Annotated in this window: 20 protein-coding genes; 15 read left to right on the top strand and 5 right to left on the bottom strand. The window is 64.8% G+C overall.

Annotated features, from left to right (window positions below):
* Window positions 1–3: 3 nt before the first annotated feature.
* From LFT44_RS04075 to LFT44_RS04115, 9 genes are all read left to right on the top strand, one after another.
* Window positions 4–1692, top strand: a complete 1689-nt coding sequence (locus LFT44_RS04075) for a thiamine pyrophosphate-binding protein (RefSeq protein WP_236801234.1) — start codon at window positions 4–6, stop codon at window positions 1690–1692.
* Window positions 1693–1838: 146 nt separating this feature from the next.
* On the top strand, window positions 1839–2333 hold the full coding sequence (locus LFT44_RS04080) for a MarR family winged helix-turn-helix transcriptional regulator (protein ID WP_236801235.1): 495 nt from the start codon (window positions 1839–1841) through the stop codon (window positions 2331–2333).
* Window positions 2326–4575, top strand: a complete 2250-nt coding sequence (locus LFT44_RS04085) for an MDR family MFS transporter (protein WP_236801236.1) — start codon at window positions 2326–2328, stop codon at window positions 4573–4575. Before LFT44_RS04080 ends, LFT44_RS04085 begins: the two co-directional genes overlap by 8 nt.
* 226 nt (window positions 4576–4801) lie before the next feature.
* Entirely contained in the window at window positions 4802–6535 is a 1734-nt protein-coding gene (locus LFT44_RS04090) for an ABC transporter ATP-binding protein (protein ID WP_236801237.1), read from the top strand.
* On the top strand, window positions 6532–8595 hold the full coding sequence (locus tag LFT44_RS04095) for an ABC transporter ATP-binding protein (protein ID WP_272910879.1): 2064 nt from the start codon (window positions 6532–6534) through the stop codon (window positions 8593–8595). Before LFT44_RS04090 ends, LFT44_RS04095 begins: the two co-directional genes overlap by 4 nt.
* A gap of 38 nt (window positions 8596–8633) precedes the next feature.
* Window positions 8634–9050, top strand: coding sequence for an acyl-CoA thioesterase (locus LFT44_RS04100; RefSeq protein ID WP_236801238.1), 417 nt, complete (start codon window positions 8634–8636; stop codon window positions 9048–9050).
* Window positions 9051–9129: 79 nt separating this feature from the next.
* A complete protein-coding gene (locus LFT44_RS04105) occupies window positions 9130–9387 on the top strand; it encodes a PLD nuclease N-terminal domain-containing protein (RefSeq protein WP_236801239.1) in 258 nt (85 codons plus the stop codon).
* 69 nt (window positions 9388–9456) lie between these two features.
* The gene (locus LFT44_RS04110; protein WP_236801240.1) at window positions 9457–11688 is read left to right on the top strand and encodes an McrB family protein; all 2232 of its coding nucleotides are present in this window, start codon (window positions 9457–9459) and stop codon (window positions 11686–11688) included.
* Complete coding sequence (locus tag LFT44_RS04115) at window positions 11675–12928, top strand: McrC family protein (protein WP_236801241.1); 1254 nt, start codon at window positions 11675–11677, stop codon at window positions 12926–12928. Before LFT44_RS04110 ends, LFT44_RS04115 begins: the two co-directional genes overlap by 14 nt.
* Window positions 12929–13010: 82 nt before the next feature.
* On the opposite strand, the gene LFT44_RS04120 is transcribed toward LFT44_RS04115, so the two are convergent.
* Entirely contained in the window at window positions 13011–14666 is a 1656-nt protein-coding gene (locus LFT44_RS04120) for a sensor histidine kinase (RefSeq protein ID WP_236801242.1), read from the bottom strand.
* Window positions 14667–14760: 94 nt separating this feature from the next.
* Between LFT44_RS04120 and LFT44_RS04125 the strand changes: the two genes are divergently transcribed.
* Window positions 14761–15525, top strand: coding sequence for a response regulator transcription factor (locus LFT44_RS04125; protein ID WP_236801243.1), 765 nt, complete (start codon window positions 14761–14763; stop codon window positions 15523–15525).
* Here the strand turns inward: LFT44_RS04125 and LFT44_RS04130 are convergent.
* Entirely contained in the window at window positions 15498–15908 is a 411-nt protein-coding gene (locus LFT44_RS04130; RefSeq protein ID WP_236801244.1) for an Hpt domain-containing protein, read from the bottom strand. The genes LFT44_RS04125 and LFT44_RS04130 overlap by 28 nt on opposite strands.
* Before the next feature lie 279 nt (window positions 15909–16187).
* Between LFT44_RS04130 and LFT44_RS04135 the strand changes: the two genes are divergently transcribed.
* On the top strand, window positions 16188–17369 hold the full coding sequence (locus LFT44_RS04135; RefSeq protein WP_442863688.1) for a glycosyl hydrolase: 1182 nt from the start codon (window positions 16188–16190) through the stop codon (window positions 17367–17369).
* A 166-nt stretch (window positions 17370–17535) separates the two neighbouring features.
* On the opposite strand, the gene LFT44_RS04140 is transcribed toward LFT44_RS04135, so the two are convergent.
* Both LFT44_RS04140 and LFT44_RS04145 read right to left on the bottom strand, forming a co-directional pair.
* Window positions 17536–17979 carry a very short patch repair endonuclease gene (locus LFT44_RS04140; RefSeq protein ID WP_236801246.1) on the bottom strand — a complete coding sequence of 148 codons (444 nt, stop codon included), beginning with the start codon at window positions 17977–17979 and terminating at the stop codon, window positions 17536–17538.
* 19 nt (window positions 17980–17998) lie between these two features.
* Complete coding sequence (locus tag LFT44_RS04145; RefSeq protein ID WP_142130942.1) at window positions 17999–18433, bottom strand: pyridoxamine 5'-phosphate oxidase family protein; 435 nt, start codon at window positions 18431–18433, stop codon at window positions 17999–18001.
* A gap of 187 nt (window positions 18434–18620) precedes the next feature.
* On the opposite strand from LFT44_RS04145, the gene LFT44_RS04150 reads away from it, so the two are divergent.
* The 4 genes from LFT44_RS04150 (at window position 18621) to LFT44_RS04165 (ending at window position 23360) form a co-directional block, all read left to right on the top strand.
* Window positions 18621–20348 carry a purine-cytosine permease family protein gene (locus LFT44_RS04150; protein WP_236801247.1) on the top strand — a complete coding sequence of 576 codons (1728 nt, stop codon included), beginning with the start codon at window positions 18621–18623 and terminating at the stop codon, window positions 20346–20348.
* A gap of 347 nt (window positions 20349–20695) precedes the next feature.
* Window positions 20696–21229, top strand: a complete 534-nt coding sequence (locus LFT44_RS04155) for a DUF6318 family protein (protein ID WP_236801248.1) — start codon at window positions 20696–20698, stop codon at window positions 21227–21229.
* Window positions 21230–21558: 329 nt separating this feature from the next.
* Window positions 21559–22167 (top strand): PKD domain-containing protein, encoded by a 609-nt coding sequence (locus LFT44_RS04160; RefSeq protein ID WP_236801249.1) that lies wholly within the window; start codon window positions 21559–21561, stop codon window positions 22165–22167.
* A 122-nt stretch (window positions 22168–22289) separates the two neighbouring features.
* Window positions 22290–23360 (top strand): alkene reductase, encoded by a 1071-nt coding sequence (locus tag LFT44_RS04165; RefSeq protein WP_236801250.1) that lies wholly within the window; start codon window positions 22290–22292, stop codon window positions 23358–23360.
* A 255-nt stretch (window positions 23361–23615) separates the two neighbouring features.
* Here the strand turns inward: LFT44_RS04165 and LFT44_RS04170 are convergent, their stop codons facing one another.
* Window positions 23616–23933 carry a hypothetical protein gene (locus LFT44_RS04170; RefSeq protein ID WP_236802795.1) on the bottom strand — a complete coding sequence of 106 codons (318 nt, stop codon included), beginning with the start codon at window positions 23931–23933 and terminating at the stop codon, window positions 23616–23618.
* Window positions 23934–23939 lie beyond the last annotated feature (6 nt).

Raw genomic sequence — 23939 nt, forward strand, 5'->3', positions numbered from 1 at the left:
GCCGTGACGGCATCGGACGGGCCCGCCCCGGCACAGGGGAGCGGCGTCCGCAATGGCGGGGACCTCGTCGTCGAGACCCTCCAAGCGCTGGGAGCCAAGACGGTCTTCGGCATCCCGGGCCAACACGCCCTGGGCCTCTTCGACGCCATGGGCCGCGGCAACCTGCATTTCGTCTCCTCCCGGGTGGAAAACAACAGCGCCTTTGCCGCAGACGGGTACTCCCGCGCCACCGGCGAAGTGGGCGTGCTGTTCCTCTCCACCGGCCCCGGCGCGCTGACCTCGCTCGCCGGCCTGCAGGAGGCCTACGCCACGGGTGTGCCCATGGTGGTGGTGGCCAGCCAGATTCCTTTGGAGGGCCTGGGCGCGCGGCGCAAGGGCATGCTGCACCAGCTGGACGACCAGAAAGCCTCCGCGGCAAACGTCACCAAGAGCCAGCGGCTCATCCAGCACGCATCCGGCATCCCTTCCGCGATCCAGGACGCCTGGACCGAGGCCATCTCCTCGCCCCAGGGGCCGGTATGGCTGGAGATCCCCCAGAATGTGCTCCTGGATCCGATCATGGTTCCGCCGGTGGAGGATGCCCTTGCCGAAGCGGCGGACAACCCGCCCCGCATCGAACTGGTGCGCGAGGCCGTGAAGTGGCTGGAAGCAGCAAAACGCCCGGCCATCATCGCCGGCGGCGGGACCCGCCGCGGGAGGGCGGAGAAGTCGCTGCTCTCGATCGCAGAGAAGCTGCGCGCACCGGTCATCTGCACCCCAGGCGGCAACGGCGCTTTCCCTTGGAACCATGAGCTGTCCCTGCAATCCTGGATTGAGGACCGCTACATGACCGACGTCCTGGAGGACGCCGATGTCCTGGTGGTGATCGGCTCGTCCCTTGGCGAGGTCACCTCCAACTACTTCACCTTCGAGCCCCGGGGCAGGATCATCCAGATCGACGCTGAGCCCCGCGTGCTGGAGTCCAACAGGCCGGGGCTGGGTATTCGGGCCGACGCCGGCCAGGCGCTCGCGGCCCTCGATGAAGCGCTGCAGCCCGGAGGGACTGCAGTGCCGGACTGGCATGGCAGTACCCCGGAAGAACTAATCAGGGAATCCCTCGCCAAGGTCCGCGCACGGCTGGAATCGCAGGACCTGGCCAAGGAACTGAAGTTCATGGCCGACATCCGTGAGGCCGTTCCGGCGGACATGCAGACCTTCTGGGACATGACCATCGCCGCGTACTGGGGCTGGTCCTGCTGGGACGCGCGGCAGGGACAGTTCCATTCCGCGCAGGGTGCCGGCGGCCTGGGCTTCGCGTTCCCCGGTGCCATTGGCGCGGCCGTGGGGCTGGAAACACTGGGCAAGCCAGCACGGGTACTTGCCGTCTCCGGGGACGGTTCGTCCATGTATTCCATCGCGGAACTGGCGACGGCAAGGCAGCACAATGCCCCGGTCACCTGGCTGATAGTGGACGACGGCGGCTACGGCATCCTGCGCGAGTACATGGTGGGCGCGTTCGGCAAAGCCACTGCCACCGAACTCGCCCGGCCGGACTTCGTGAAGCTCGCTGAATCCTTTGGCGTGCCGGCCATGCGGGTGGCGCCGGAGGGTGTAGGGGACGCGCTGAAGGCGGGATTCGCTGCCGACGGGCCCAACGTCGTCGTGGTTGAAACCCTGCTGAAGATGTTTGGTCCCACCCACCTGGGCGGCTGACCGCAACCCTTTCGTACTGGAGCTCCCCCACTTCCTGCTGGAAGTGGGGGAGTTTCTGCTTCTACCTGCCTCCTGGCAAGTTCGTTTCCCTAAGCAACCTTTTCCTGATACAGTTGCTTGCAGCAACTAATCCTTTAGGGAGGATCATGTCTGTCGCACCGGCCACTGCAGCCGACCTTGTCAGCCACATCTATGACCTGCAGCGCGCGCTGCGCTGCGTCACTATGATCAACGCCAAAGGCCAGGACACCGGCATCGCCCTCCAGGGCGTGCTCAGGTTCATCGGCGAAGGGGAGACCCGGGCCGCGCACCTTGCAGAGCGCCTGGGGGTCAGTGCGCCGGTGCTCAGCCGGCACGTTGCCGAGCTGGCGGATGCGGGCCTGGTGGTCCGCACCCCGGATCCGGAGGATGGCCGGGCACAGCTGCTGGCACTCTCCCCGCAGGGGAAAGCGAAGCTGGCAGAGCTGGTGCAGCACCGGGCGGAGACGCTGCAGGCATACCTCGCCGACTGGAACGAGGACGACGCCACTGCAACAGCCGCGATGCTGAACAAGCTCACCGCATCCCTGAAGAATTCCATCCGGGCAAGGGCGGCCGGAACCACCACTGAACATGAAAAGCAGGAGTCCATTAATGGCTAACGTCACCGCCGCCGCGGACCAGGAGCAGGAGCGCCAGCGCCAGCGGACCGCTAAACAGGAGTCGCGGCAATCCAAACGCCACGAACCCGGCGCGCCCATGAACCACCGGCAGATCATGGAGGCCCTGACCGGCCTTCTGGCTGCCTTCTTCACCGCGATCCTCAGCAGCACCATCGTGGCCAACGCGCTGCCGACCATCATGTCCGAGCTCAAGGGCACCCAGACGGACTTCGCGTGGGTCATCACGGCCGCGCTGCTGGCGAACGCCGCCACCACCCCCATCTGGGGCAAGCTCGCCGACCTCTTTGACAAGAAGGTCCTGGTCCAGCTCAGCATCGTGATCTTCGTGGCCGGCTCGGTCATGGCCGGCTTCTCCGAGAGCATCCCGTTCCTGCTCACCGCCCGTGTGATCCAGGGCATCGCCATGGGTGGCCTCACCGCCCTGGCACAGGCCATCATCGGCTCCATCATTCCGCCGCGTGAACGCGGCAAGTACTCCGGCTACATGGGCGCGGTCATGGCGGTCGGCACTGCCGGCGGCCCGCTGCTGGGCGGCTTCATCGTGGACAGCTCCCTTGGCTGGCGGTGGACCTTCTTTGTCTGCGTCCCGCTCGCCGTCGTCGCCCTGATCCTGCTCCAGGTGACGCTGAAGGTTCCGCACGTCAAGCGGCCCGCCAAGATCGACTGGCTCGGTGCCATCCTGCTCACCTCCGGCGTCAGCCTGCTCCTGATCTGGGTTTCCTTCGCCGGTAAGGCCGACTACTACGACTGGTGGTCCTGGCAGACCGCAGTGATGGTGGGCGGCGGCGTCCTCCTGCTCGCACTGCTGGTGCTGGTTGAGTCCAAGGTGTCCCAGCCGATCATCCCGCTGAAGATCATCTCCGAACGCACCACCGCCCTGGCCATCGTGGCTTCCGTTGCCGTCGGCGTGGCGATGTTCGGTTCCTCCACCTTCCTGGGCCAGTACTACCAGGTGGCCCGCGGCGCCACGCCCACCGAAGCCGGCCTGCTGACCCTGCCCATGATCGCCGGCAACCTCATCGGTTCGGTCGTCTCCGGCCAGCTGATCAGCCGCTATGGCAAGTGGAAGCGATTCCTGGTCGGCGGCACCGTCCTGCTGATCGGCGGCCTGGCACTCGCCGGCACCATGGACCACACCACCGAACTCTGGCAGACCGGCCTCTACACGGGCATTTTCGGCATCGGACTGGGCATGCTCATGCAGAACCTGGTCCTGGCCGTCCAGAACACCGTACAGGCCAAGGACATCGGCTCCGCCAGCGCCTCCGTGGCCTTCTTCCGCTCCGTGGGCGGTGCCATCGGCGTGTCCGTCCTGGGCGCGGTCATGGCCAACCACGTGAAGGACCTGGCCACGGACGGCCTCGCGAAACTCGGCATTCAGGCTTCCGGAAACAGCGGTGCAACGCTGGACCTCAAGGACCTGCCCGCCCCGATCGCTGACATCATGCGCGCCGCCTACGGTGACGCCACGGCAGGCATTTTCATGATCTCCGCCGCGGTCAGTGTGGTTGCCCTCATCGCCGTCATCTTCATCAAGGAAGTGCCGCTGCGCAAGACCGTTGACATCACCCCTGAAAAGGCGCTTGAAGCCAACGCCGCCGGTGAAGCAGGCATGACCGCGACCATGACCGGCCAGCTGCCCATGGTCTCCGCGGACGCTCCGAACGGGGATGCCCCCGCCGGTGACGCCCTCGCCGGTGACGCCCTCGCCGGGACCGGAATGGCCACGCGCAGTGCATCACGTGCCGCAGTGCCCGCTGCGGCGGCCAAGAGGTACGACGGCGGTGCTGCCGCTGCGGCAGCAGCGTCCGGCCGGGTAGCCACGGAGGACTTCGAGGAAGTCTTCGCCCGGAGCTTCAGTTCGGACGGACTGGACCTGCGGTCTGCGGATAACGCGGATAAAATCGCCGATGCCGTTGCCAGCGCCGCTGCCACCCTGCAGAAACTGCAGGAAACCCAGCACCTGCTGGCCCGCCAGCAGGTGGAACTGGGCGGCCTGGTCCTGGACATCCAGGAGCAGCTTCGCTCCCAGCAGGACGTTGCCGCCAAGCAGGCCGCCACTGCGGCGGAGCTCAGCAGGCTGCAGCGCAAGCTCCTGAAGGAACGCAAGATCCAGGCAGCAGCCGCGCTGTACCTGGCCGGGCGTGGCAAGCACAGCGCCGCCACCCCGCCGGATGCGCCGTCTGCCGGTGCCGGTTCTGAGCCGGGCCAAGGACAGTAAGGCCAGGACAGCAGTTCCTCCCCGCCATGGTTGGAGCCATGGCAACGCCAAAGCCGCAGCCCGCACCCGGAAGACCTCCGGGAGCGGGCGGCGGCTTTGCTGCATGTGATGTCTTCCTCTGCCTGGTGCCGCCCTCCCCGTAAACCCGGTTTCGGCAGGCTGTTCACCGGCGGAAAAGATGCCGGCGAGGGACCAAATGTCGGTGCCCATCACTAGAGTTGAGTCCATGCTCCTCACCCTCATACGGCGCTACTCCAAACCGTATTCGCCGTACATCCTGGCTGTCGTCATTTTCCAGCTCGCGGCCACCATCGCTGCGCTGTACCTGCCCAGCCTGAACGCGCAAATCATTGACGAGGGCGTGGCACGCGGCGACACCGATTTCATCTGGCGCACCGGCGCGGTGATGCTCCTGGTGGCCTTCGCCCAGGTGGCAGCGGCCATCGCCGGCGTCTACTTCGGCTCGAGGACGGCCATGGCGGTGGGCCGGGACCTGCGCCATGCGGTGTTCCGCAAGGTCACCAGCTTCTCCGCCAAGGATGTCAACGCGTTCGGCGCGCCCACACTGATCACCCGGGGCACCAACGATGTCCAGCAGGTGCAGATGCTCCTCCTCATGGGGCTGAACTTCATGGTGGCCACCCCCATCATGTGCATCGGCGGCATCATCATGGCGCTGCGCGAGGACATTAATCTGTCCTGGCTGGTCTGGGTCTCCGTTCCCCTGCTGGCCGTGGTGGTGGGCTACCTGGTGGTCCGGCTCATGCCGCTGTTCCGGTCCATGCAGCGGAAGATCGACCGCATCAACGCCGTGCTGCGCGAGCAGATCATCGGTATCCGGGTGGTCCGGGCCTTCGTGCGTGAGCCGTTCGAGACCGAACGCTTCGGCGGGGCCAATAAGGAACTGACGGACGTCTCGCTCCGCATCGGAGCCCTGTTCGTCCTGATGTTTCCGGCCATCAGCATGATCCTGCACCTGTCCACGGCGGCAGTGCTCTGGTTTGGCGGGCAGCGGGTGGATGCCGGCGCCATGCAGGTGGGCTCGCTCACCGCGTTCCTGCAGTACCTGCTGCAAATCCTGATGGCGGTCATGATGGGCACCTTCATGGCCATGATGATCCCGCGCGCCTCCGTTTGTGCTGACCGCATCGGCGAGGTGCTCGGCGTCGAGCCCTCCATCCACGATCCCCAGCAGCCTCAGGCTCCGGCCACTCTCACCGGAGCGGTGGAATACCGAAACGTCACGTTCGCCTACCCGGGCGCCGAGTCTCCGGTGCTCAGCAACATCAGCTTCACCGCCCACCCGGGGCAGACCATCGCCATCATCGGGTCCACGGGCGCCGGGAAAACCTCCCTGTTGTCCCTCCTGCCGCGGCTGTATGACCCCATGGAAGGGCAGGTGCTGCTGGACGGTGTCCCGGTGGACAGGCTGGACCGCGCCGAGATCACCAAGAGGGTTGCGTTGGTGCCGCAGCGTCCATACCTGTTCTCCGGCACCATCGAACACAACCTCCGGTTCGGCAAGACCGAGGCGACGGACCAGGAACTCTGGGATGCCCTTCGGGTAGCCCAAGGCGAGTCCTTTGTCCGCGAGAAGAAGAACGGGCTGGACGCAAGGATTTCGCAGGGCGGCACCAACGTCTCCGGCGGACAGCGCCAGCGCCTGTGCATTGCGCGTGCGCTCGTGACCAGACCCCGCGTCTACCTCTTTGACGACTCGTTCTCGGCCCTGGACGTGGCCACTGACGCCCGGCTCCGGGCCGCCCTCAAGGCCATTACCAGGGATGCCACCGTCATCATCGTGGCCCAGCGGATCTCCACCATCACCGAGGCCGACCAGATCCTGGTGCTGGACAACGGACGCATCGTGGACCGTGGCACGCACGAGGAACTCCTGGAAACCTCGCCCACGTACCAGGAAATTGTCGAATCCCAGCTGAGTGTGGAGGAAGTGGCATGAGCCCCCGCAAGAAGGACTCCGCCCCCGTGGAAGAGGCCGCCCCCGAATCCGCGGTGGCTGCCGGCGCCGGGCATGAAGACGACGACTTCCTCGAGGAGGAGTTCACCCCCTCCGAAGCGGACGGGGACATGTTCGGCGGCATGCCCGCCAAGAAAGCCGAGCACTTCTGGCCATCTGCGAAACGGCTGATGGGCCTGCTGAAGCCCGAAGCCCTGGGTATCTACGCGGTGGTGGGCCTGGTGGTGGTCTCCGTGGTCCTCAACGTCATTGCGCCCAAGATCCTGGGCCAGGCCATGGATGTCATCTTCGCCGGGGTAGTGGGAAAGCAGCTGCCCGCCGGAGCCAGCAAGGAGCAGTTCGTTGCCGGGCTGCGCCAACAGGGCCAGGACAACTTCGCCGACATGGTGGCCCGCATGGAGCTGGTGCCCGGCACGGGCATCAACTTCGACAAGCTCACCATGCTCATCGCCATTGTCCTGCTGATGTACTTCGTCGCGAATATCTTCATGTGGCTGCAGGGCTACGTCCTGAACCGCATCGTCATGAAGGTCATCCGCCGCCTGCGTGACGATACCGAGAACAAGCTCAACCGCCTGCCGCTGAACTACTTCGATAACCGGCAGCGCGGCGATGTGCTGTCCCGGGTGACTAACGACGTCGACAACATCCAGCAGGCACTCCAACAGGCTTTCGCCCAGCTGGTCAACTCCGTGCTGACCGTCCTGGGCATCGTGATCATGATGTTCATCGTCTCCTGGCAGCTTGCCCTGATTGCCCTGATCGCCCTCCCGTTGTCCGGCGTGGCCGCCGGCCTGATCGGAGCCCGGAGCCAAAAACTGTTCGCCGCCCAATGGAAGAACACCGGGTCGCTGAACGGCCAGATCGAGGAGTCCTTCTCCGGGCACGACCTGGTGCGCGTCTTCGGCCGGGATGCGGACATGCTGGCGCGGTTCGAAGAACGCAACGAAGCCCTCTACAAGGCAAGCTTCGGCGCGCAGTTCGTCTCAGGGATTATCTTCCCCGTCATGCAGTTCGTGTCCTACCTCAGCTACGTGGGCATCGCGGTGGTGGGCGGACTCCGCGTGGCCTCCGGCGCCATGTCCCTGGGCGATGCCACCGCATTCATCCAGTACTCCCGCGAGTTCACCCAGCCGCTGGGCCAGATGGCCGGCATGGCCAACATGCTCCAGTCCGGGGTGGCGTCCTCGGAGCGTGTCTTCGAGTTCCTTGACGCCGACGAACAGGACGCCGAAACCGCCACCGAACACCTGCCGGCCAAGACCGACGGTCACGTGGACTTCAAGAACGTGACCTTCAGCTACACCCCGGACAAGCCGCTCATCGAGAACCTCTCCTTCACGGCAGAGCCGGGCAACACGGTGGCGATCGTGGGCCCCACAGGAGCCGGAAAGACCACCCTGGTGAACCTGGTGATGCGCTTCTACGAGCTCAACTCCGGCTCCATCATGCTGGACGGCGTGGATGTCACCCACCTCAGCCGCTCAGAGCTACGCTCCAAGGTGGGCATGGTGCTGCAGGATGCCTGGCTCTTCGGCGGGTCCATTTACGACAACATCCGCTACGGCAACCTCAACGCCACAGAGGAGCAGGTCATCGCAGCTGCCAGGGCCACCTTCGTGGACCGCTTCGTCCGCGCCCTGCCGGAAGGCTACGACACCGTGATCGATGAAGAAGGCAACAACGTCAGCGCCGGCGAAAAGCAGCTGATCACCATCGCCCGCGCCTTCGTGGCCAACCCCTCGCTGCTGATCCTGGATGAGGCCACCAGTTCCGTGGACACCCGCACCGAACTGCTGGTGCAGAAGGCCATGGCGGCACTGCGCTCCGACCGGACCAGCTTTGTGATCGCGCACCGGCTCTCCACCATCCGCGATGCAGATACGATCCTGGTCATGGAAAACGGACGAATCGTGGAACAGGGCAACCACCAGGTGTTGCTCGCCGCCGGCGGCGCCTACCACCGCCTCTACATGTCACAGTTCGCGGGTGCGGACGCCGGGGAAATGCCGTTGGATGATTCGACGGCGGTGCGCAGCTGAGCGCGCACGGTGGCCAGCGCATCGAGGTCCTTGTCCCGATGCGCTGGGGCGACATGGACGCCTACGGCCACATCAACAACGTCCAGATCGTGCGGATGCTGGAGGAAGCGCGGATCGCAGCCTTTGGGCCACCGCGGGGTACAGGTCGTCCCGGTATCGAGCCCCCGGTGTCGCTGTTCAACGATGTCCCGGAGGGCACGCTTGCTCTGATCGTTGACCACAAGATCCGCTATGTCCGGACCCTGGAGTACCGCAACGTTCCGGCCCTGGTCCAGGTCTGGATCGGCGCCGTCAAGGGCGCCAGCTTTGACATCCATTACGTGGTCCAGGACCCCGTGACCGGGGAGGACTGCGTGAAGGCGAGCAGCCACCTGGCCTTCGTTGATGAAGCCACGGGTCGCGTGCAACGGCTCACCCAGGAGCAAAAAGAACGGATGGCTCCCTACAGGCACTAAGACTCTGGTCAGGACTGCCCGGAAACCAGTGGACTGGAAACACTGAACTGGACCATTACCTACAGCGAAAGGAAGCCCGATGGCCAAGAACAAGACCCGCGCCTCACGGAAGAAGAAGACCTGGAAGGAGATGTCGCCGGGCAGGAAGGTGGGCACCATCCTCACCGCGATCGTCCAGGTATCCCTGCTGGTTGCCGCCCAGCGGGACATTTCCCACCGCCCTGCCGACCAGATCAACGGGCCGAAGGCTGCGTGGCGGGCAGCGTCCTTCGTTAACTTCATCGGGCCCATGGGCTACTTCATCTTCGGAAGGAAGCACTCCGCTGCCGGAAAATAGCCGGCCTGGCGGTGCCCGGTTCAGCCACCGTGGAGCGTTCGCCCAGCTTGACCCTGTAAATTTGGGGGCATGACCCCCACTGCCACTGTTGCCATGACCCGCGCCCTCGGCATCTCCAAGGAGATCGAGGATGCGGCGTGGTTCGTGCTGGGGTCGGGCCTGCAGGGCAAGGCGTCACCCCTGGACGGCCGCACCAGGACGTGGTCCGTTCCGGCTGCCGCCGAGCTGCTTGACCGGCTGGAACGGGGCATCGCTGACTCCAAGGCGCCGATGATGACCAACCTCCGCGAGAACCTGGAGGGTGCCACCCGCGGGGCCAAGCAGTTGGCCGTGGAGCTGCTCTTCCTGCAGTCCCTTCCGCTGGCACACGAGGTGAAGTCGCTGAAGGTCAAGCGCGCCCGGGTGGCGGAGGCCGCAGGCTGGCTGGAGCCACCGCTGGAACTGCCCGAAGAGCTGTACGCCGGGATGACGGACCACGGTGTCATCCGCGACCGCACCGCCGAATTCAACTGGACCATCTGGGACCACCTCAAGTGGTTGTGCCGGTTCGTCCGGAACGTCGCGCAGCGGCCGGCCAGCGTAGTGCAGGCAGCCCTCAAGGACCCGCTGCAGTTCCACCGCCTCGCCGCATCCACGCCGGATGACCAGCCGGCCATCCGGCGCAGCATCGAGTTCCTGGCCTGGCCCAGCTACTTCGAGCCGGTGGTGGCGGACGTGGAACGGCAGGAAATCCGGGATGCCTTTGCGTCGCTCGTGGGCGGCGCCAGGGGAGACAGCGAAGAGGACATAACCGCCGATATCCACCGTGTCCGGCTGCACCTGGACGAACAGGCGGGCCAGCGCATCGACTGGTACTCCCGCCAACTGGTCAGCCAGTGGCGCAAGGTGGGCGACCCCGGGCGGCGTGCCTGGCTGCTCCGGACGCACAGCGACAACGCCGAGCTGCTTACCGCCTGGCATGGCGAGGAGAAGGTGACGCTCGACGTCGAACACCTCCGCCTGCTGGAGCCCGGCGTCACCGCCGGCGTGGTGCAGCACGCCGTTGACGAGGACTACAAGCACCTGGGCTACGTGGAGCGAGAGGACACCAAGACCGCCGTGTTTGCGTTCCTGACCGTCATGAAGCCCGGCGACCTGGTGCTCTACCAGCACGCCGGAACGGTGCGGCTGGGCGGGGTGCTGGGGGAGCCCGAGTACAACGACGACAACCGCCGGCTGCGGCGCAAGGTGCGCTGGTTCGACGACGGGCACGCCACCACCAGCCTTCCCCGGCACGTCCAGCGGCAGCTGGCCACCCCCGGCATCGTGGTGGACGCCACCCGGGTGGTGCAGGCGCTGCAGGCACTGCTCCCCGCCGAGGCGGAAACCGAGCCCGACGGCGATACCGACGCTGCCGCCGTCGTCCTCCCTGTGCAGGAGGGCTTCCGTCCGCTGACGCAGGAATTCGCCGCGTCGCTGCACATGGAGCTGGAACCTCTGCAGGAGATCGCCGATCTGCTGGAGGAGAACCGGCAGCTGGTCCTTTACGGCCCGCCCGGCACCGGCAAGACCTACCTGGCCAAGCACCTGGCGGCCGAGCTGGCGGACGACACCACGGACGAACGCGTCAAGCTGGTCCAGTTCCATCCGTCCTACGCCTACGAGGATTTCTTCGAGGGCTACCGGCCGGACAAGACCGACGACGGGCAGGTGTCCTTCAAACTGGTGGCGGGTCCGCTGCGGCGGCTGGCTGAGGAAGCCGCCAAGCCCGGGAACGAGAAAAAGCCGTACTTCCTGATCATCGATGAGATGAACCGCGCCAACCTGGCCAAGGTGTTCGGCGAGCTGTACTTCCTGCTGGAGTACCGGGATGACCGGATCTACCTGCAGTACAGCCCCAACGAGCCGTTCACGCTGCCGGACAACCTGTACATCATCGGCACCATGAACACGGCGGACCGGTCGATCGCCATGATGGACGCCGCCATCCGCCGCCGGTTCTCCTTCATCGAACTGCATCCGAAGACGGAACCGGTGAAGGGGTCGCTGCTGAGGTTCCTTGAGGCCCGCCAGCTGGACACCACCCCGGCGCTGCTGCTGGACGCGCTGAACGGGGCCATCGATGAGTGGGACCGGGACCTGATGATCGGGCCGTCGTACTTCATGAAGCCCGCGGCCCAGACCCCTGCCGGGCTGCGACGGATCTTCAAGTACGAGCTGATGCCGCTGCTGGCGGAGCACTACCACGGCCAGCTGACGCGCGCGCAGCTGGAAGAACGGTTCGGGCTGGACCAGCTGCTGGGACGCATTGCAGCGCGCTGATCCGCGGGCGGCCGGCACTTCAACCGGTGCGGTGCGCCACCTGGTCCTCGATGAGCTGTCCAGCGGCCTGGTGGAACGGCTGGACGCACCAAGCGCTTCCGTCCTGAACTCCAGCGGCCTGGCCAAAGCTTCCCCGATGGGCATGGGGTTGTACCGGATCGAGCCGGTGGGCAAGGTGGGCTCCGTTCGCACTGCCACGGTCCAGCTCGACGTCCGGCCCAAGGACCGGCTGGGACTGAGCCGGCTCCTGTTCCTGCTCAGTTACGCGGGGGAGCAGGGCTTCCGGCCGGATTTGGTGGCGGCAACCGAGGACCGGGACCTGTGGAGCGCGCTGGCCGAGTCGCTGGCGCAGCTGGCTGAACGCGCCCTGGGTCGCGGCCTCCTGCAGGGCTACCTCACTGTGGATGAGTCCCTGCGGACCGTGAAGGGGCGGATCCGGATTTCGGACCAGATCTCCCGGCGCCCGGGCATGCTGGTTCCCTTGGAGGTCTCCTATGACGAGTTCACCGAGGACATCGCCGAAAACCGGATCCTGCGCGCCGCGCTCGAGCGGATGGGGCAGGTGCCGGGGGTGCGGCCCGAAGTGCTGGGCCGGCTGCGCCAGCTGAAGGGAAAGCTCGACGGCGTCACGCGCCTTCCAGCCGGCGCCCCGGTGCCGCCGTGGAAGCCAACAAGGATGAACCTGCGCTATCACGCCGTGCTGCGCCTGGCCGACCTGATCCTGCGCAACGCGTCCGCGGAAGCCGGTGAGGGCAGGCAGCGGACGGCTTCGTTCGTGGTGGACATGGCGCAGGTGTTCGAGGACTTCGTGGGAACCGCACTGCGCAGCGCCATGGCGGCCTACCCGGGTGAGCTCCGGCTGCGCTACAATACGCTCCTCAGCGAGGCAGTGCGCGATTCCGACCGGCTCTCCGTGAGACCGGATGCGGTCCACCTGCTGGGCGGGCGCCCCGTGGTGGCCTACAACACGAAGTACCGGGCGGCATCTGATGCAGGGGCGTCCCTGACGGCCGACCATTATCAGATGCTGGCCCACTGCACCGCGCTGGCCGTGCCCACCGCCTGGGTGATCTATGCAGGCAAGGGCGAAGTGAAACTCCGCCGCATCCTGAACACCGACATCGACATCGTGGAGTTCCCGCTGGACCTCAGCCAGCCGCCGTCGGGCATCCTTGCCTCAGTCCAGGAACTCGCCCGCCAGTCATGGGGCGAAGTGGTCCGCCAAGCCCGGAACGGCTGATGCGCCCGGCAGCCCGCCGTCGGTCGGCCCACGCCTGCCGGGCTCCCTGGCCGAGCCTGCGAGGTTAGGGTGCAGGCGGGGATCAGACCGGCACGCGGAACGTAAAGGTTGTTCCCTTGCCCAGGGTGCTCTCCACGTCGATGGTGCCGCCGTGTGCCTCGACGATCGCCTTGCTGATGGGCAGCCCCAGGCCCACGCCGGGGATGGCGGTGCGCCGGACGCTGCTGGTGCGGAAGAACTTGGCAAACACCTCGGAGGCGTCCTCCGGGGTCATTCCCATACCGGTGTCCGCGACGCGGCAGGCCAGGTGCCCGTCCTCCCGCGCCAGCGACACCACCACTTTGCCGCCGTCCGGTGAGTACTTGATGGCGTTGGACACCAGGTTGTCCAGGACCTGCGAGATGCGCGCGCTGTCCACGTGGGCCTCCAGCTGCTCCGGGGTTTCGGCCCGCAGTTCGACGCCGGCCGCTGCCGCCCGGGGCATTGCCGAGGACACGCTGTTCCGGACGAGGTCGGCGACATCCACGGGGTGCGGCGTGACGATCAGCTGGCCGTTCCGGCTGGACAGCAGGTCCGAAACCAGGGTCAGGAGCCGCTCGGAATTGCGGCGGATGATTTCCAGCATTTCGCGCTGCGGTTCCTCCGGTTCGTCGGCGAGCAGAATCTCCACATAGCCAAGGATGGAGGTCAGCGGGGTGCGGAATTCATGGGAGACGCTGGAGACAAAGTCATCCTTGGCGGTGAGCGCGTTGACCAGGTCAGTTACGTCGCTGAAGACGATCACTGAGCCGGTGAACTTGCCGTCGGAGTCCCTCATGGCGCGTGCCGTGGTCACCAGTGCCCGCTGGTCGTTCCCTTCGCCGAGCCAGACCAGGAAATCGGTGAAGGTCTCTCCCAGGACGGCGCGCCGTACCGGACGCTCCTGGACGGGGATCAGGGTTTTTCGGTCTGCCCCAAAGACCAAGAGCTGCGACTCGTTGGGATCCGCGATGTTCTTTGGCCGGGCCAGTTCGTGATTGGCGCGCTGCTTGCGGTTCATCAGGATGTCATGGCCGTCGGCGTCAACCGCCAGGACGCCCAGGTGCACGGTGTCCAGGATGGTGTTCAGCAGCGATTCCTGGCGCTTGCTGGTGCGCAGGCTGGCCCGAAGTTGCTCGTCCTTGTCCTCCAGCTCCTTCTGCTGGCGCATCATGCTCAAGGTCAGGACGCTGACCGACACTCCGATGCCCAGCATCATGACGGGCAGGAGCAGGGAGCGGGCAAAGTCCTGCGGGGTGTAGTCGCCTTTCAGGAGCAACGGAACCCAGATGATGGCCAGCGGCCCCAGGAAGGACAGCCACAAGGCAGCCCGAGGGTAGTATCCGGAGGCGCAGAGCCAAATCACCGGAAACACCGCCAGCAGACTGATCCCCGTGAGGCTTTCCTGGCCGCCCTCCCTGCCCGCCGCGATGGAAACGAAGTCCAGCAGTGGGATGGCCAGGAAGCTGGTGTAGGGCAGCCGTTCCCATGGAATGACGTAGCAAAGCGCCATGATGGCCAGCTGCGAGATGAGGAACGCGACGAACAAGGGGTTGTTCATGGTGACCGGGAAGAACGCCCACACCAGCAGGGCGGTCAGGATCGTGGTCACGAACAGCGGCATTTGGCTCAGGGCCACCCGGTCGGACAGCCGGTATTCATGGAAGGGCCGCTTGAAAAAACGCAGCCGTCCGGAAGACCAGGCCGTGGGGTTGATCATGGCGCGGAAGACGCGGACGTCGGGCTGTGCGAGACCATACCAGCAGGATATCCGCAGCCAGCTATACTTCTGACGTTGGCACTGAGGGGGCTCTATGAGTGAGGCACGTGTGGGTCTGGTCATCGAGGATGACCACGACATTCGGGAACTGGTTCGCACTGTGCTGACCCAGGCTGGATTTGACGTCACTGTCGCCAGTGGCGGCGCCGAGGGCGTCCTGATGGCCAAAAGCTTGAATCCTGATGTCATCACCCTGGACCTGGGCTTGCCGGACATCGACGGTTTTGAGGTGTCCCGGCAGATCCGCGAGTTTTCGGACGCCTACATCGTGATGCTCACGGCGCGGACCGAGGAACTGGACACCCTCATCGGGCTGGAATCAGGCGCGGACGACTACCTCACCAAGCCGTTCCGCCCGCGGGAGCTGCGGGCGCGGGTTGCGGCCATGATGCGCCGGCCGCGGTCCGTTCCCGACCCCGGCGACGTTGCCGTTGATGCTTCCCCGGACAGCGCGGCCCACCCGGAGCGTGGAAACTTCAGCCACAACGGCCTGGAACTCAGCTACGCCTCGCGGACCGTCGCCGTCGACGGCAAAGAGATGAACCTGACGCGCACCGAGTTCGAACTGCTGTACGCGCTGCTGGAAGCGGGCCGGACAGTCCGCACCAAATCGGACCTGGTGCGGCGGCTCCGGGATGAGGATTACGACGTCGGCAGCTACATCAGCGAGGCCGACGAACGGTCCGTGGAGGTCCACATGGGAAACCTGCGCAAGAAGCTGGGTGACTCGCCGCAGCAGCCGCGGTGGCTGCAGACGGTCCGCGGGGTGGGCTACCGTTTGGCGCCGGGACAGCACTGAGCCTGCAACCGATGCATGGTTTGCCTGCTGCACTGGGTGATGGGTCGCAGGTAGGTGGCGGCCAGCCTGGGCAACGCCACCGCCATGTCAGCGTGGCGGGCTTCGGCGCGGATCTCGTTCTCGAGTTCCAGGGCCAGGCCGGCCAAGCGCTCGGCGCCCACCATTTGGCTTGAGGTCTTAAGGCTCAGGACTGCGTCCATGGAGCCGTCCAGGTCGCCGGTAGTCAGGGCAAGCCGCAACCGGCCCAGCCGTTGCGGCAGGAACTCGATGAAATTCCCAACGAAGATCCGGCTGTAGCCTTCTTCCTCCTCGAGTTCTTCCCGTAGCCGGTCCAGGACGGACTGGTCCACCAGCGGCCTTGGCGCATCATCCGACGTGCTCACGACACTCCTTTCTGCTGGATTTGGGGACCCGAAAACAGGGTGTTTAGGCGGGGGATCTTGTTCTGTTTCAGGTTAGGACCGTTCCCGCAACCTCGCAGAAGACTCGGGAAGAATTGTGGTTTTCTTGATGGGACTGCGGTTTTTGGGCCATAGGATCGATGCCAGTGCTTTTTCGCATTGACGTCATCAGCGGCCATAGCCGCCTTTTCAATCTGGGGATAGATTGCCGTGTTCCGAACACTTAGGACCTTATTTGTCGCGCTCATAATCGGGGCCGGGCTGGCTTTGTCCATCGTCCAGCCGGCCAGCGCAGCCACCACACCGCAAATCACGCTCAATCCGGCGTCCGGTCCCGCCGGTTCCGCCGTCACTGTCACCGGAACCGGGTTCAAAGCCGCCACCACGGGTACAGTGATCGTGGGTTCCACTACTTTCACGTTCCAAACCACATCGACCGGCGCTTTCAGCACCGGCATCACCATTCCGGCCGCATCCACCGGAAACCTCACCATTACTGCCAAGACATCGTCCATCAAGGCGTCAGCAACGTTTGTGGTGCAGGCGGCTCCCGCTCCAGCGGCCGCACCTGCGCCAACCATCAGTTCAGCCCCTCTGCGCTTCGGGGTGGCAACGCCGGGAGGACCGCTGGCCAGTACTGAGCTGGACGAGGTGGCCAGCCTGGCAGGGGAAATCCCTTCCGTGGTGATGAGCTACAAGGATTTCCTGCAGGCCCCGCCGATCACTGAGTTGGATGCCGTCCGCTCGCGCGGAGCCACACCCTTGGTCACTTGGGAGCCGTGGGCATGGGGAGGCGGAGTGGATCAGCCCGCCTACTCGTTGGCACGGATTACCGCAGGGGACTTTGATGCGTACATCAGCCAGTGGGGCCAGTCCCTGGCGGGCTGGGGCAAGCCGGTCATGCTGCGTTTCGCGCACGAAATGAATGGCAACTGGTATCCGTGGGCCGAAGGCGTCAATGGAAACCAGGCGGGAGAGTACGTGGCTGCGTGGCGGCATGTTCACGATGTTGTTGCCGCTACGGGTGCCAGTAACGTCCAGTGGGTATGGTCGCCGAACGTGCCCTACTGGGGCTCGACTGACCTGGCCGGCCTGTACCCGGGCGCAGGCTACGTGGACATTGTGGCCCTGGACGGCTACAACTGGGGCACCTCGCAAACCTGGAGCAGCTGGGTTTCCCCGGTGGATCTCTTTGCCCCCGGCATCTCCCAGCTCCGCAGCCTGGCACCGGGCAAGCCGGTCCTGATTGCCGAGACGGCCTCCAGCGAGCTGGGTGGTTTCAAGGCTTCCTGGAACACGGACCTGGTGTCCTACCTGGCTGCCCAGCCGGATGTGATGGGCTTCGTCTGGTTCCATATGCAGAAGGAAACAGACTGGCGCATCAACAGCAGCGACTCGTCGGCGTCCGCCTTCAAGTCCGCACTGCTGGCCCGGAGAAGCTAGGGGATAGGGGATAGCTGCTCCGAAACCGCCAGTGTGGGCTGCCTGATCGCGGCAACCCGTCCATCCTGCCTGTCCAGGATCAAGGACGGTGACGGAAACAGCTAAAGATTGGCTCAAGATCCAGCCGTCAGGTGCCATTCAACTGTCAGGCTCCGCCAGCTATCTGTCAGGCGCCGGCTTCGAGGAAGTGCACCAACTGGGACTCGAGGGCTGAACGATCCTTCAGCTCACACTCCCAGACGGTCAACACTTCCCAGCCGGCGTCTTCCAGTTGCCGGCGCTGGCCGGCGTCGCGCTCGCGGGTCCGGGTCCGCTTCGCATCCCAGAACTCCGCGTTGGCTTTCGGTGCGTGCAGGCCCACCCGGCAGTCGTGGAAATGCCAGAAGCAGCCGTTCACGAAGATCACCTTGTGCCGCCCGGCGAAGACAAGGTCCGGGTTGCCCGGCAGTTTGGTGCCGCCGGACCTGCCGTGCAGGCGATACCGGTAGCCCTTGGCATGCAGGATCCCGCGCACCAGCAGTTCGGGCTTGGTGTTCTTGCCACGGATCCGGGACATGTTCCAGCTGCGCTGCTCGGGGGTGAGCTTGTCTGCAGTGGGCTTGTCCGCCATTCCTCCAGTCTAGGAGTCCCTAGATTTCCCGTTCCGGTTGTTCGCCGAACACGAAGTGGCGGCCGCTGACGGACTTCGGCTCAATCTCCACGTAAAAGTCCTTCAGGGTGGGAACCCAGGTCTTCAGGCCGAGTTCCTCGATGGCCGCAAGCTCAGCCGAGTTGCTGAGGACCCGTGCGGTCCCGCGAAGGATCACGGACCATGCCTCCTGCGACAGGATGCCGTCAGTTTCGAACAGCACCTTGGAGTTGATGGTCAGCTGCGCGAGCTTGTTCCCGGGGGCGGTTCGCAAATAGACCTTCCGGTTCGAGGTCACGTAGTTCACGGGGAAGATGTCGGGTTCCCCCGCTACAGAGACCACCAGCCGCCCGTGCTGCGTCGCGGCCAGAAGACGCCACGATTGCTCATCATCGAGTTCCAGGACGGGATTGCCGTCCGCGTGTTCAAACATCATGCGGCCATTGTTCTACCTCAAGTAGAAATGCGCCAGAGGCTTTGGACCCGCAATTCCCGCCCCTTTGTGACACCTCCGTCAAGGCTTAACACTTCGGAAACAGGCCTGTGACCGCGTTGTCTTTCCGGCTGGATAGCGTCGCATGCAGAGTCATCACGGCTGAATGCGAAAGAAAGCGACGCACCCAATGGGCAACGACACAGAAACAACGCAACTGCTGGAACCTGCGGCACCTGCTGATGCCGCCGTCGTCGGACGTTCTCCGGCAACCCCGACAGCGGGCAATAGCGCGGCACTGAACGCCACCAAGGAAAGCCTTGAGGATTACACGCTGCGGTTCGCGCCGCGCTCCTACCGCAAGTGGAGCGCCGGGGTGGTGGCCACCAGCGCGCTGGGCGGCATCGCCTACCTGGCGGACTTCTCCATCGGAGCCAACATCGGCATCTCCTACGGCACGGTCAACGCGCTGCTGGGAATCCTGGTGGCCGCCATCGTCATCTTCGCAACAGGCTTTCCCTTGGCTTACTACGCGGCCCGCTACAACATCGACCTGGACCTGATCACCCGCGGCTCCGGCTTCGGCTACTACGGATCGGTGGTCACCAACGTCATCTTTGCCACCTTCACCTTTATCTTCTTCGCGCTGGAAGGCTCCATCATGGCGCAGGGGCTGGAGCTGGGACTGGGGATTCCGCAGTGGCTGGGGTACGCCGCGTCCACCGTCATCATCATTCCTCTGGTGATCTACGGGATGAACACCCTGGCCAAACTGCAGGTCTGGACCACTCCGCTGTGGCTGCTCCTGATGGTGGTGCCCGTGGGTTACCTGCTGATCTCGCACCCCGAGAGCATCAACAGCTTCTTTGCCTACACCGGCGAGTCCGGTGACAGCGGCCCCAAGCTTGCATCCGTGATGCTGGCCGCCGGGGTATGCCTGTCCCTGATGGCGCAGATCGCCGAGCAGATCGACTACCTCCGGTTCATGCCGCCGCGCACCGCCGCCAACCGGGGCGCCTGGTGGCGGGCCGTAATCCTGGCCGGGCCGGGCTGGGTGATTTTCGGGGCCATCAAGCAGATCGTGGGCCTTTTCATCGCCATCTACCTGATCGCTTCCCTGGATCCCGCCGCCTCTGCCACCGCCAACGAGCCGGTGCACCAGTTCCTGGGCGTGTATCAGGAGATGATGCCGGCGTGGCTGGCCATGACGCTGGCGGTGGTGCTGGTGGTCATCTCCCAGATCAAGATCAACGTCACCAACGCGTACTCCGGTTCGCTGGCGTGGACCAACTCCTTTACGCGCATCACCAAGACGTACCCGGGGCGGATGGTGTTCGTGGTGGTGAACCTGCTGATCGCACTGGTTCTGATGGAAGCCAACATGTTCGACTTCCTGAACACCATCCTCGGGTTCTACGCCAACTGCGCCATGGCCTGGGTGGTCACGGTGGCGTCCGATATCGCCATCAACAAGTACCTGCTCAAGATTTCGCCCAAGGTGCCGGAGTTCCGCCGCGGCATGCTGTATGCCGTGAACCCGGTGGGGTTTGTGTCCATGCTGGTGTCCGCAGGCGTTTCCATCGCGGTGTTCTTCGGGGCGTTCGGTGCCGCCATCCAGCCCTACTCGCCGATCTTCGCGGTGGGCCTGGCGCTCGTGCTGCCGCCGGTCCTGGCCGTGTTGACCCGCGGGCGGTTCTACCTGCGGCGTGTTGACGACGGGATCGACCTGCCAATGTTCGACGCCGACGGGAACCCCAGCGACGCCAAACTCCTGTGCCACGTAACCGGCCTGGAGTTCGAGCGTCCGGACATGGTGCGTTCCGCACAGGACGCGTCCGACGGCGGCGCTCAGTATGTTTCTTCGCTCGCCTTGTCGACTGATAAGACGGGGGAGCTGGTGCTTCCCGCCCAGAAGTAGAAGTTTATTGATTGGGAGCCGGCGCACCTTTGTGCGCCGGCTTCCTTTATGACTTCTTTTGTCGTGTTTCGGATGGTAGACAATGCATCGGGGGCCTTCTGCCTGTGGATAACTTCCTCAGCGACTTGTGACGTGGGCTACCCTTAACTCACTGTCCGGAGCAAGCCGTCTTGAAACTACTGGGGGAATAGCGGCCCATGACATCGCAGAACTTCTTTTCGTCCCGCGCTCTTGTTTCGCCACGCACGGTGCAGTCCGGTGCGGCCGCCCTCGTTGTTGGACTTGCTCTGGCTTTGTCTGGCTGCAACTCGGGCGGTTCTCCGGGTCCGGGCGGCACTTCTTCCCCCGTGTCCGCCGAGACACCCACCGCCACCGCCACGCCCACTCCCACCCCGACATCGAGTGCTGTCTACCAGCCGGCCGACGCATCCGGCCCAGCCCAGAACGTCCCGGTTCCCGTCCTGCCCGAGGTGGCTAAGACGGAGACGAAGGAAGGGCTCGAGGCATTTACGAGGTATTGGTACTCGGCGCTGAGTTACGCATACGAGACTGGAGACGCCGCTGTGCTCGAATCGATCTCGGATTCAGCATGCGCCAGCTGCAAGAAGGTAAAGCAAGAGGTCACGGACTGGCATACACGCGGCCGGTGGCTGGAGGGTGGTCGTATCACCGTTGATGCTGTCGACAGTAACTTCGTTATGTCTCAACCATCCACCTACCAAGCCATTGCGCAAGTCCAGCAGGAGGCTATTGCTTACCACTTATCTGACGGGAGCGTGAAGGGGCGAGTCGCCGCACTGCCGACGACACCTGACATCGTCGTGGCGGCCTACGTCGGTCAGGGGTGGAAGGCTCAAACGGTCGAGCACATGGTCAAGTGATGAAGAGGCTTGACGAGTTGATTCGTCCGCTGTTGGCAATTCTGATGGGCCTAGTACTTGTTTCGGCTCCTTCTCCGGCCGCAGCCGAAGACGAGTCGCCTTCAATAGGGTCAGGGTGGGGCGGTAACGGCGCCACTCTCGGGGGCAGTTGGCGACCAAATCCTTCAACCGGTGTCTTCGAACAGGATGAGGATGGCAAGACCGTTGCTGATCCGTACCAGTACAAGTACGAATACCAATGCGACCTAGATGGAGGAGAGTTCGCCACACCGTGTCTTGGCAGAGAGTTGACGTGTAAGGGGGGTCCTGAGGGCGAGGACGGAATCCCCGTGGTCTGGTACCGAGCCCCTGCCGGGATCACTAACCCAACTTGGGCATATCATTCGGGCCCGACGTGTTTCTTCGACGCGAAGCCCGAGGACCTCCTGCCTCGCATCGCCGCGGATATCCAGCGGCAGTTCCAGAACCTTCCGGTAAACGCAGGGAAAGTTACGGCGCAGCCGAGCCCGAACACCCTCCGCGGCGCCGAGACAAACATCTACGCGGAGGCGGTGGAGCAGCAGTTCGAGATCACCATGTTCGGTCAAAAGGTTCACGTGGTGGCTACGCCCGTGCAGTACACGTGGAACTACGGTGACGGCACGGTCTTCGGCCCTCAACCGTCCATGGGAGGGCCCTTGCCGCAGGACCGCTGGGGTGAAAAGACCCGGACCAGCCACGCCTACGCATCCACCGGGGATTTCCAGGTGGTCATGACTACCACCTTCCAGGGCACCTATTCGGTGAACTCCGGCCCGCCGTTGCCCATCCCGGGTCAGGGGCAGTTCAACGCACCGCCGCAAACCGTCAGCGTTTGGCGCTCGCTCACCCGCAACTACGCGGACGACTGCAACACCAATCCACAGGGGCAGGGTTGCCCGGGTGCCGACACCCGGTAAGGCCGGACCCAGGTTAAGGCAGGATTGTGATCCCCGTCGCATTCGGTGCTGTGCCGGAATAGTTGCATGCGCCCCACAGTTGGCAGAGGCAGTACGTCTTCAGCCTTCGAAAGGAACTGCGCATGCTGTTTTCCCCGCTCACCCTCGGCGAACTTGAACTTCCCAACCGTCTGGTGATGGCACCGCTGACCCGCCTCCGCGCGGGTGAGAAGGGCATTCCGGGACCGCTCCTCGTCGAGCACTACCGCCAGCGCGCTTCCCTGGGCCTCATCGTCAGCGAGGGCACCTACCCCACCCCCGTCGGGCAGGCTTACCCGGGACAGCCCGGGATCGTCACTCCGGAACAGGTCGCCGGGTGGAAGAAGGTTACTGACGCAGTGCACGCCGAAGGCGGGCGCATGTTTGCCCAGATCATGCATGGCGGCCGGGTTTCCCACCCTGACATCACCGGTGGCCTGCCCATCGTCGGCCCCAGCGCCGTAGCCATTGACGGCATTGTCCGGACGCCTGCCGGCAAGCAGCCGTACCCAGTCCCGCACGCCCTGACCACCGACGAACTCCCCCTGGTCATCCAGGAAATCGTCAACGCTTCGCTGAACGCCATCGAGGCAGGGTTCGACGGCGTGGAGTTGCACTCGGCCAACGGCTACCTCCTGCACGAATTCCTGGCGCCGAACTCCAACATCCGGACGGACAGCTACGGCGGGTCCCCCGAAAACCGCGCACGCTTCGTGATCGAAACCGTCAACGCAGTGGTGGCAGCCCTCGGCGCGAACCGCGTGGGCCTGCGGATTTCCCCCGAGCACAACGTCCAGGGCATCGCCGAGACCGACGCCGCTGACGTCCGCGCCACCTACGAAGTCCTCGTGGACAGCATCGCGCCGCTCAGCCTCGCCTACCTGAGCATCCTGCACCACGAACCCACGGGTGAACTCGTCCAGGACCTCCGCACGCGCTTCGGCGGCACCTTCCTGGTCAACACCGGCTTCGGCGTCATCACCACCCGGGAAGAAGCCGTGAACCTGGTGGCTGAGGGCCACGCCGACGCGGTGGTTGTGGGCCGGCCTGCGATCGCCAACCCGGATCTTGCCCGCCGCTGGAAGGAAAGCCTCCCGCTCAACGAGCCTGATGCGTCCACGTTCTACGCAGAAGGCGCCACTGGCTACACGGATTACCCTATGTACCAGGGCTAAAGCACCTGACCGGCCAGCCCGGAAAAACGACGACGGCGGCACCCAAGTTGGGTGCCGCCGTCGTTGGCTGTCTGGGGTGCTGGTCCCGGGCAGCGTCGCCGTAAGGCCATCCGACGACCTCCGGCTGACGACTTATGTGGCCCGCCGGACTCCATCGGGAAGCCGGCGGTGATCAGATGGTACTCCAACGAATGGACTCTTACCAGAGCCAGTTTTGCAACCGGCAGCCCCGCCAAGGCCAGGCTGCCAACCCCGCTAAAGTACTGCCTCCCGGCCCGTGCCTTCCCGCATCCGCAGCCGTCCGTCCTCGATGGAGACCAACACACTTTTGGGTTTGCCGCTGACCTTGGTGATCGCCTTGAGCCCCCGGTTGGTCACCTCCACTCCTACCTGTGCCCCCTTGGCCGGCAGATCCACGGACACCTCCGACGCGATGCCGAGCAGTGGATTGGTGGAGACACCCAGTTCCCTGCGCACCTCCTTGCCGTTCACGGTCACGGTGATGTTGGCCTCGTCGAACCCCTCCTGGAAAACAACAAGCAGTTCCCGCATGATGGCCTCTTCCTCAAGCATCGGCGC

The organism is Arthrobacter sp. FW306-05-C, assembly GCF_021801725.1.
Lineage (GTDB): Bacteria > Actinomycetota > Actinomycetes > Actinomycetales > Micrococcaceae > Arthrobacter.

Coding starts and splice junctions, on each gene's coding strand:
- LFT44_RS04080 (WP_236801235.1), top strand. CDS start 1,839: ATGTCTGTCGCACCGGCCACTGCAGCCGACCTTGTCAGCCACATCTAT.
- LFT44_RS04085 (WP_236801236.1), top strand. CDS start 2,326: ATGGCTAACGTCACCGCCGCCGCGGACCAGGAGCAGGAGCGCCAGCGC.
- LFT44_RS04090 (WP_236801237.1), top strand. CDS start 4,802: ATGCTCCTCACCCTCATACGGCGCTACTCCAAACCGTATTCGCCGTAC.
- LFT44_RS04095 (WP_272910879.1), top strand. CDS start 6,532: ATGAGCCCCCGCAAGAAGGACTCCGCCCCCGTGGAAGAGGCCGCCCCC.
- LFT44_RS04100 (WP_236801238.1), top strand. CDS start 8,634: ATGCGCTGGGGCGACATGGACGCCTACGGCCACATCAACAACGTCCAG.
- LFT44_RS04105 (WP_236801239.1), top strand. CDS start 9,130: ATGGCCAAGAACAAGACCCGCGCCTCACGGAAGAAGAAGACCTGGAAG.
- LFT44_RS04110 (WP_236801240.1), top strand. CDS start 9,457: ATGACCCCCACTGCCACTGTTGCCATGACCCGCGCCCTCGGCATCTCC.
- LFT44_RS04120 (WP_236801242.1), bottom strand. CDS start 14,666: ATGATCAACCCCACGGCCTGGTCTTCCGGACGGCTGCGTTTTTTCAAG.
- LFT44_RS04125 (WP_236801243.1), top strand. CDS start 14,761: ATGAGTGAGGCACGTGTGGGTCTGGTCATCGAGGATGACCACGACATT.
- LFT44_RS04140 (WP_236801246.1), bottom strand. CDS start 17,979: ATGGCGGACAAGCCCACTGCAGACAAGCTCACCCCCGAGCAGCGCAGC.
- LFT44_RS04145 (WP_142130942.1), bottom strand. CDS start 18,433: ATGATGTTTGAACACGCGGACGGCAATCCCGTCCTGGAACTCGATGAT.
- LFT44_RS04150 (WP_236801247.1), top strand. CDS start 18,621: ATGGGCAACGACACAGAAACAACGCAACTGCTGGAACCTGCGGCACCT.
- LFT44_RS04165 (WP_236801250.1), top strand. CDS start 22,290: ATGCTGTTTTCCCCGCTCACCCTCGGCGAACTTGAACTTCCCAACCGT.
- LFT44_RS04170 (WP_236802795.1), bottom strand. CDS start 23,933: ATGCTTGAGGAAGAGGCCATCATGCGGGAACTGCTTGTTGTTTTCCAG.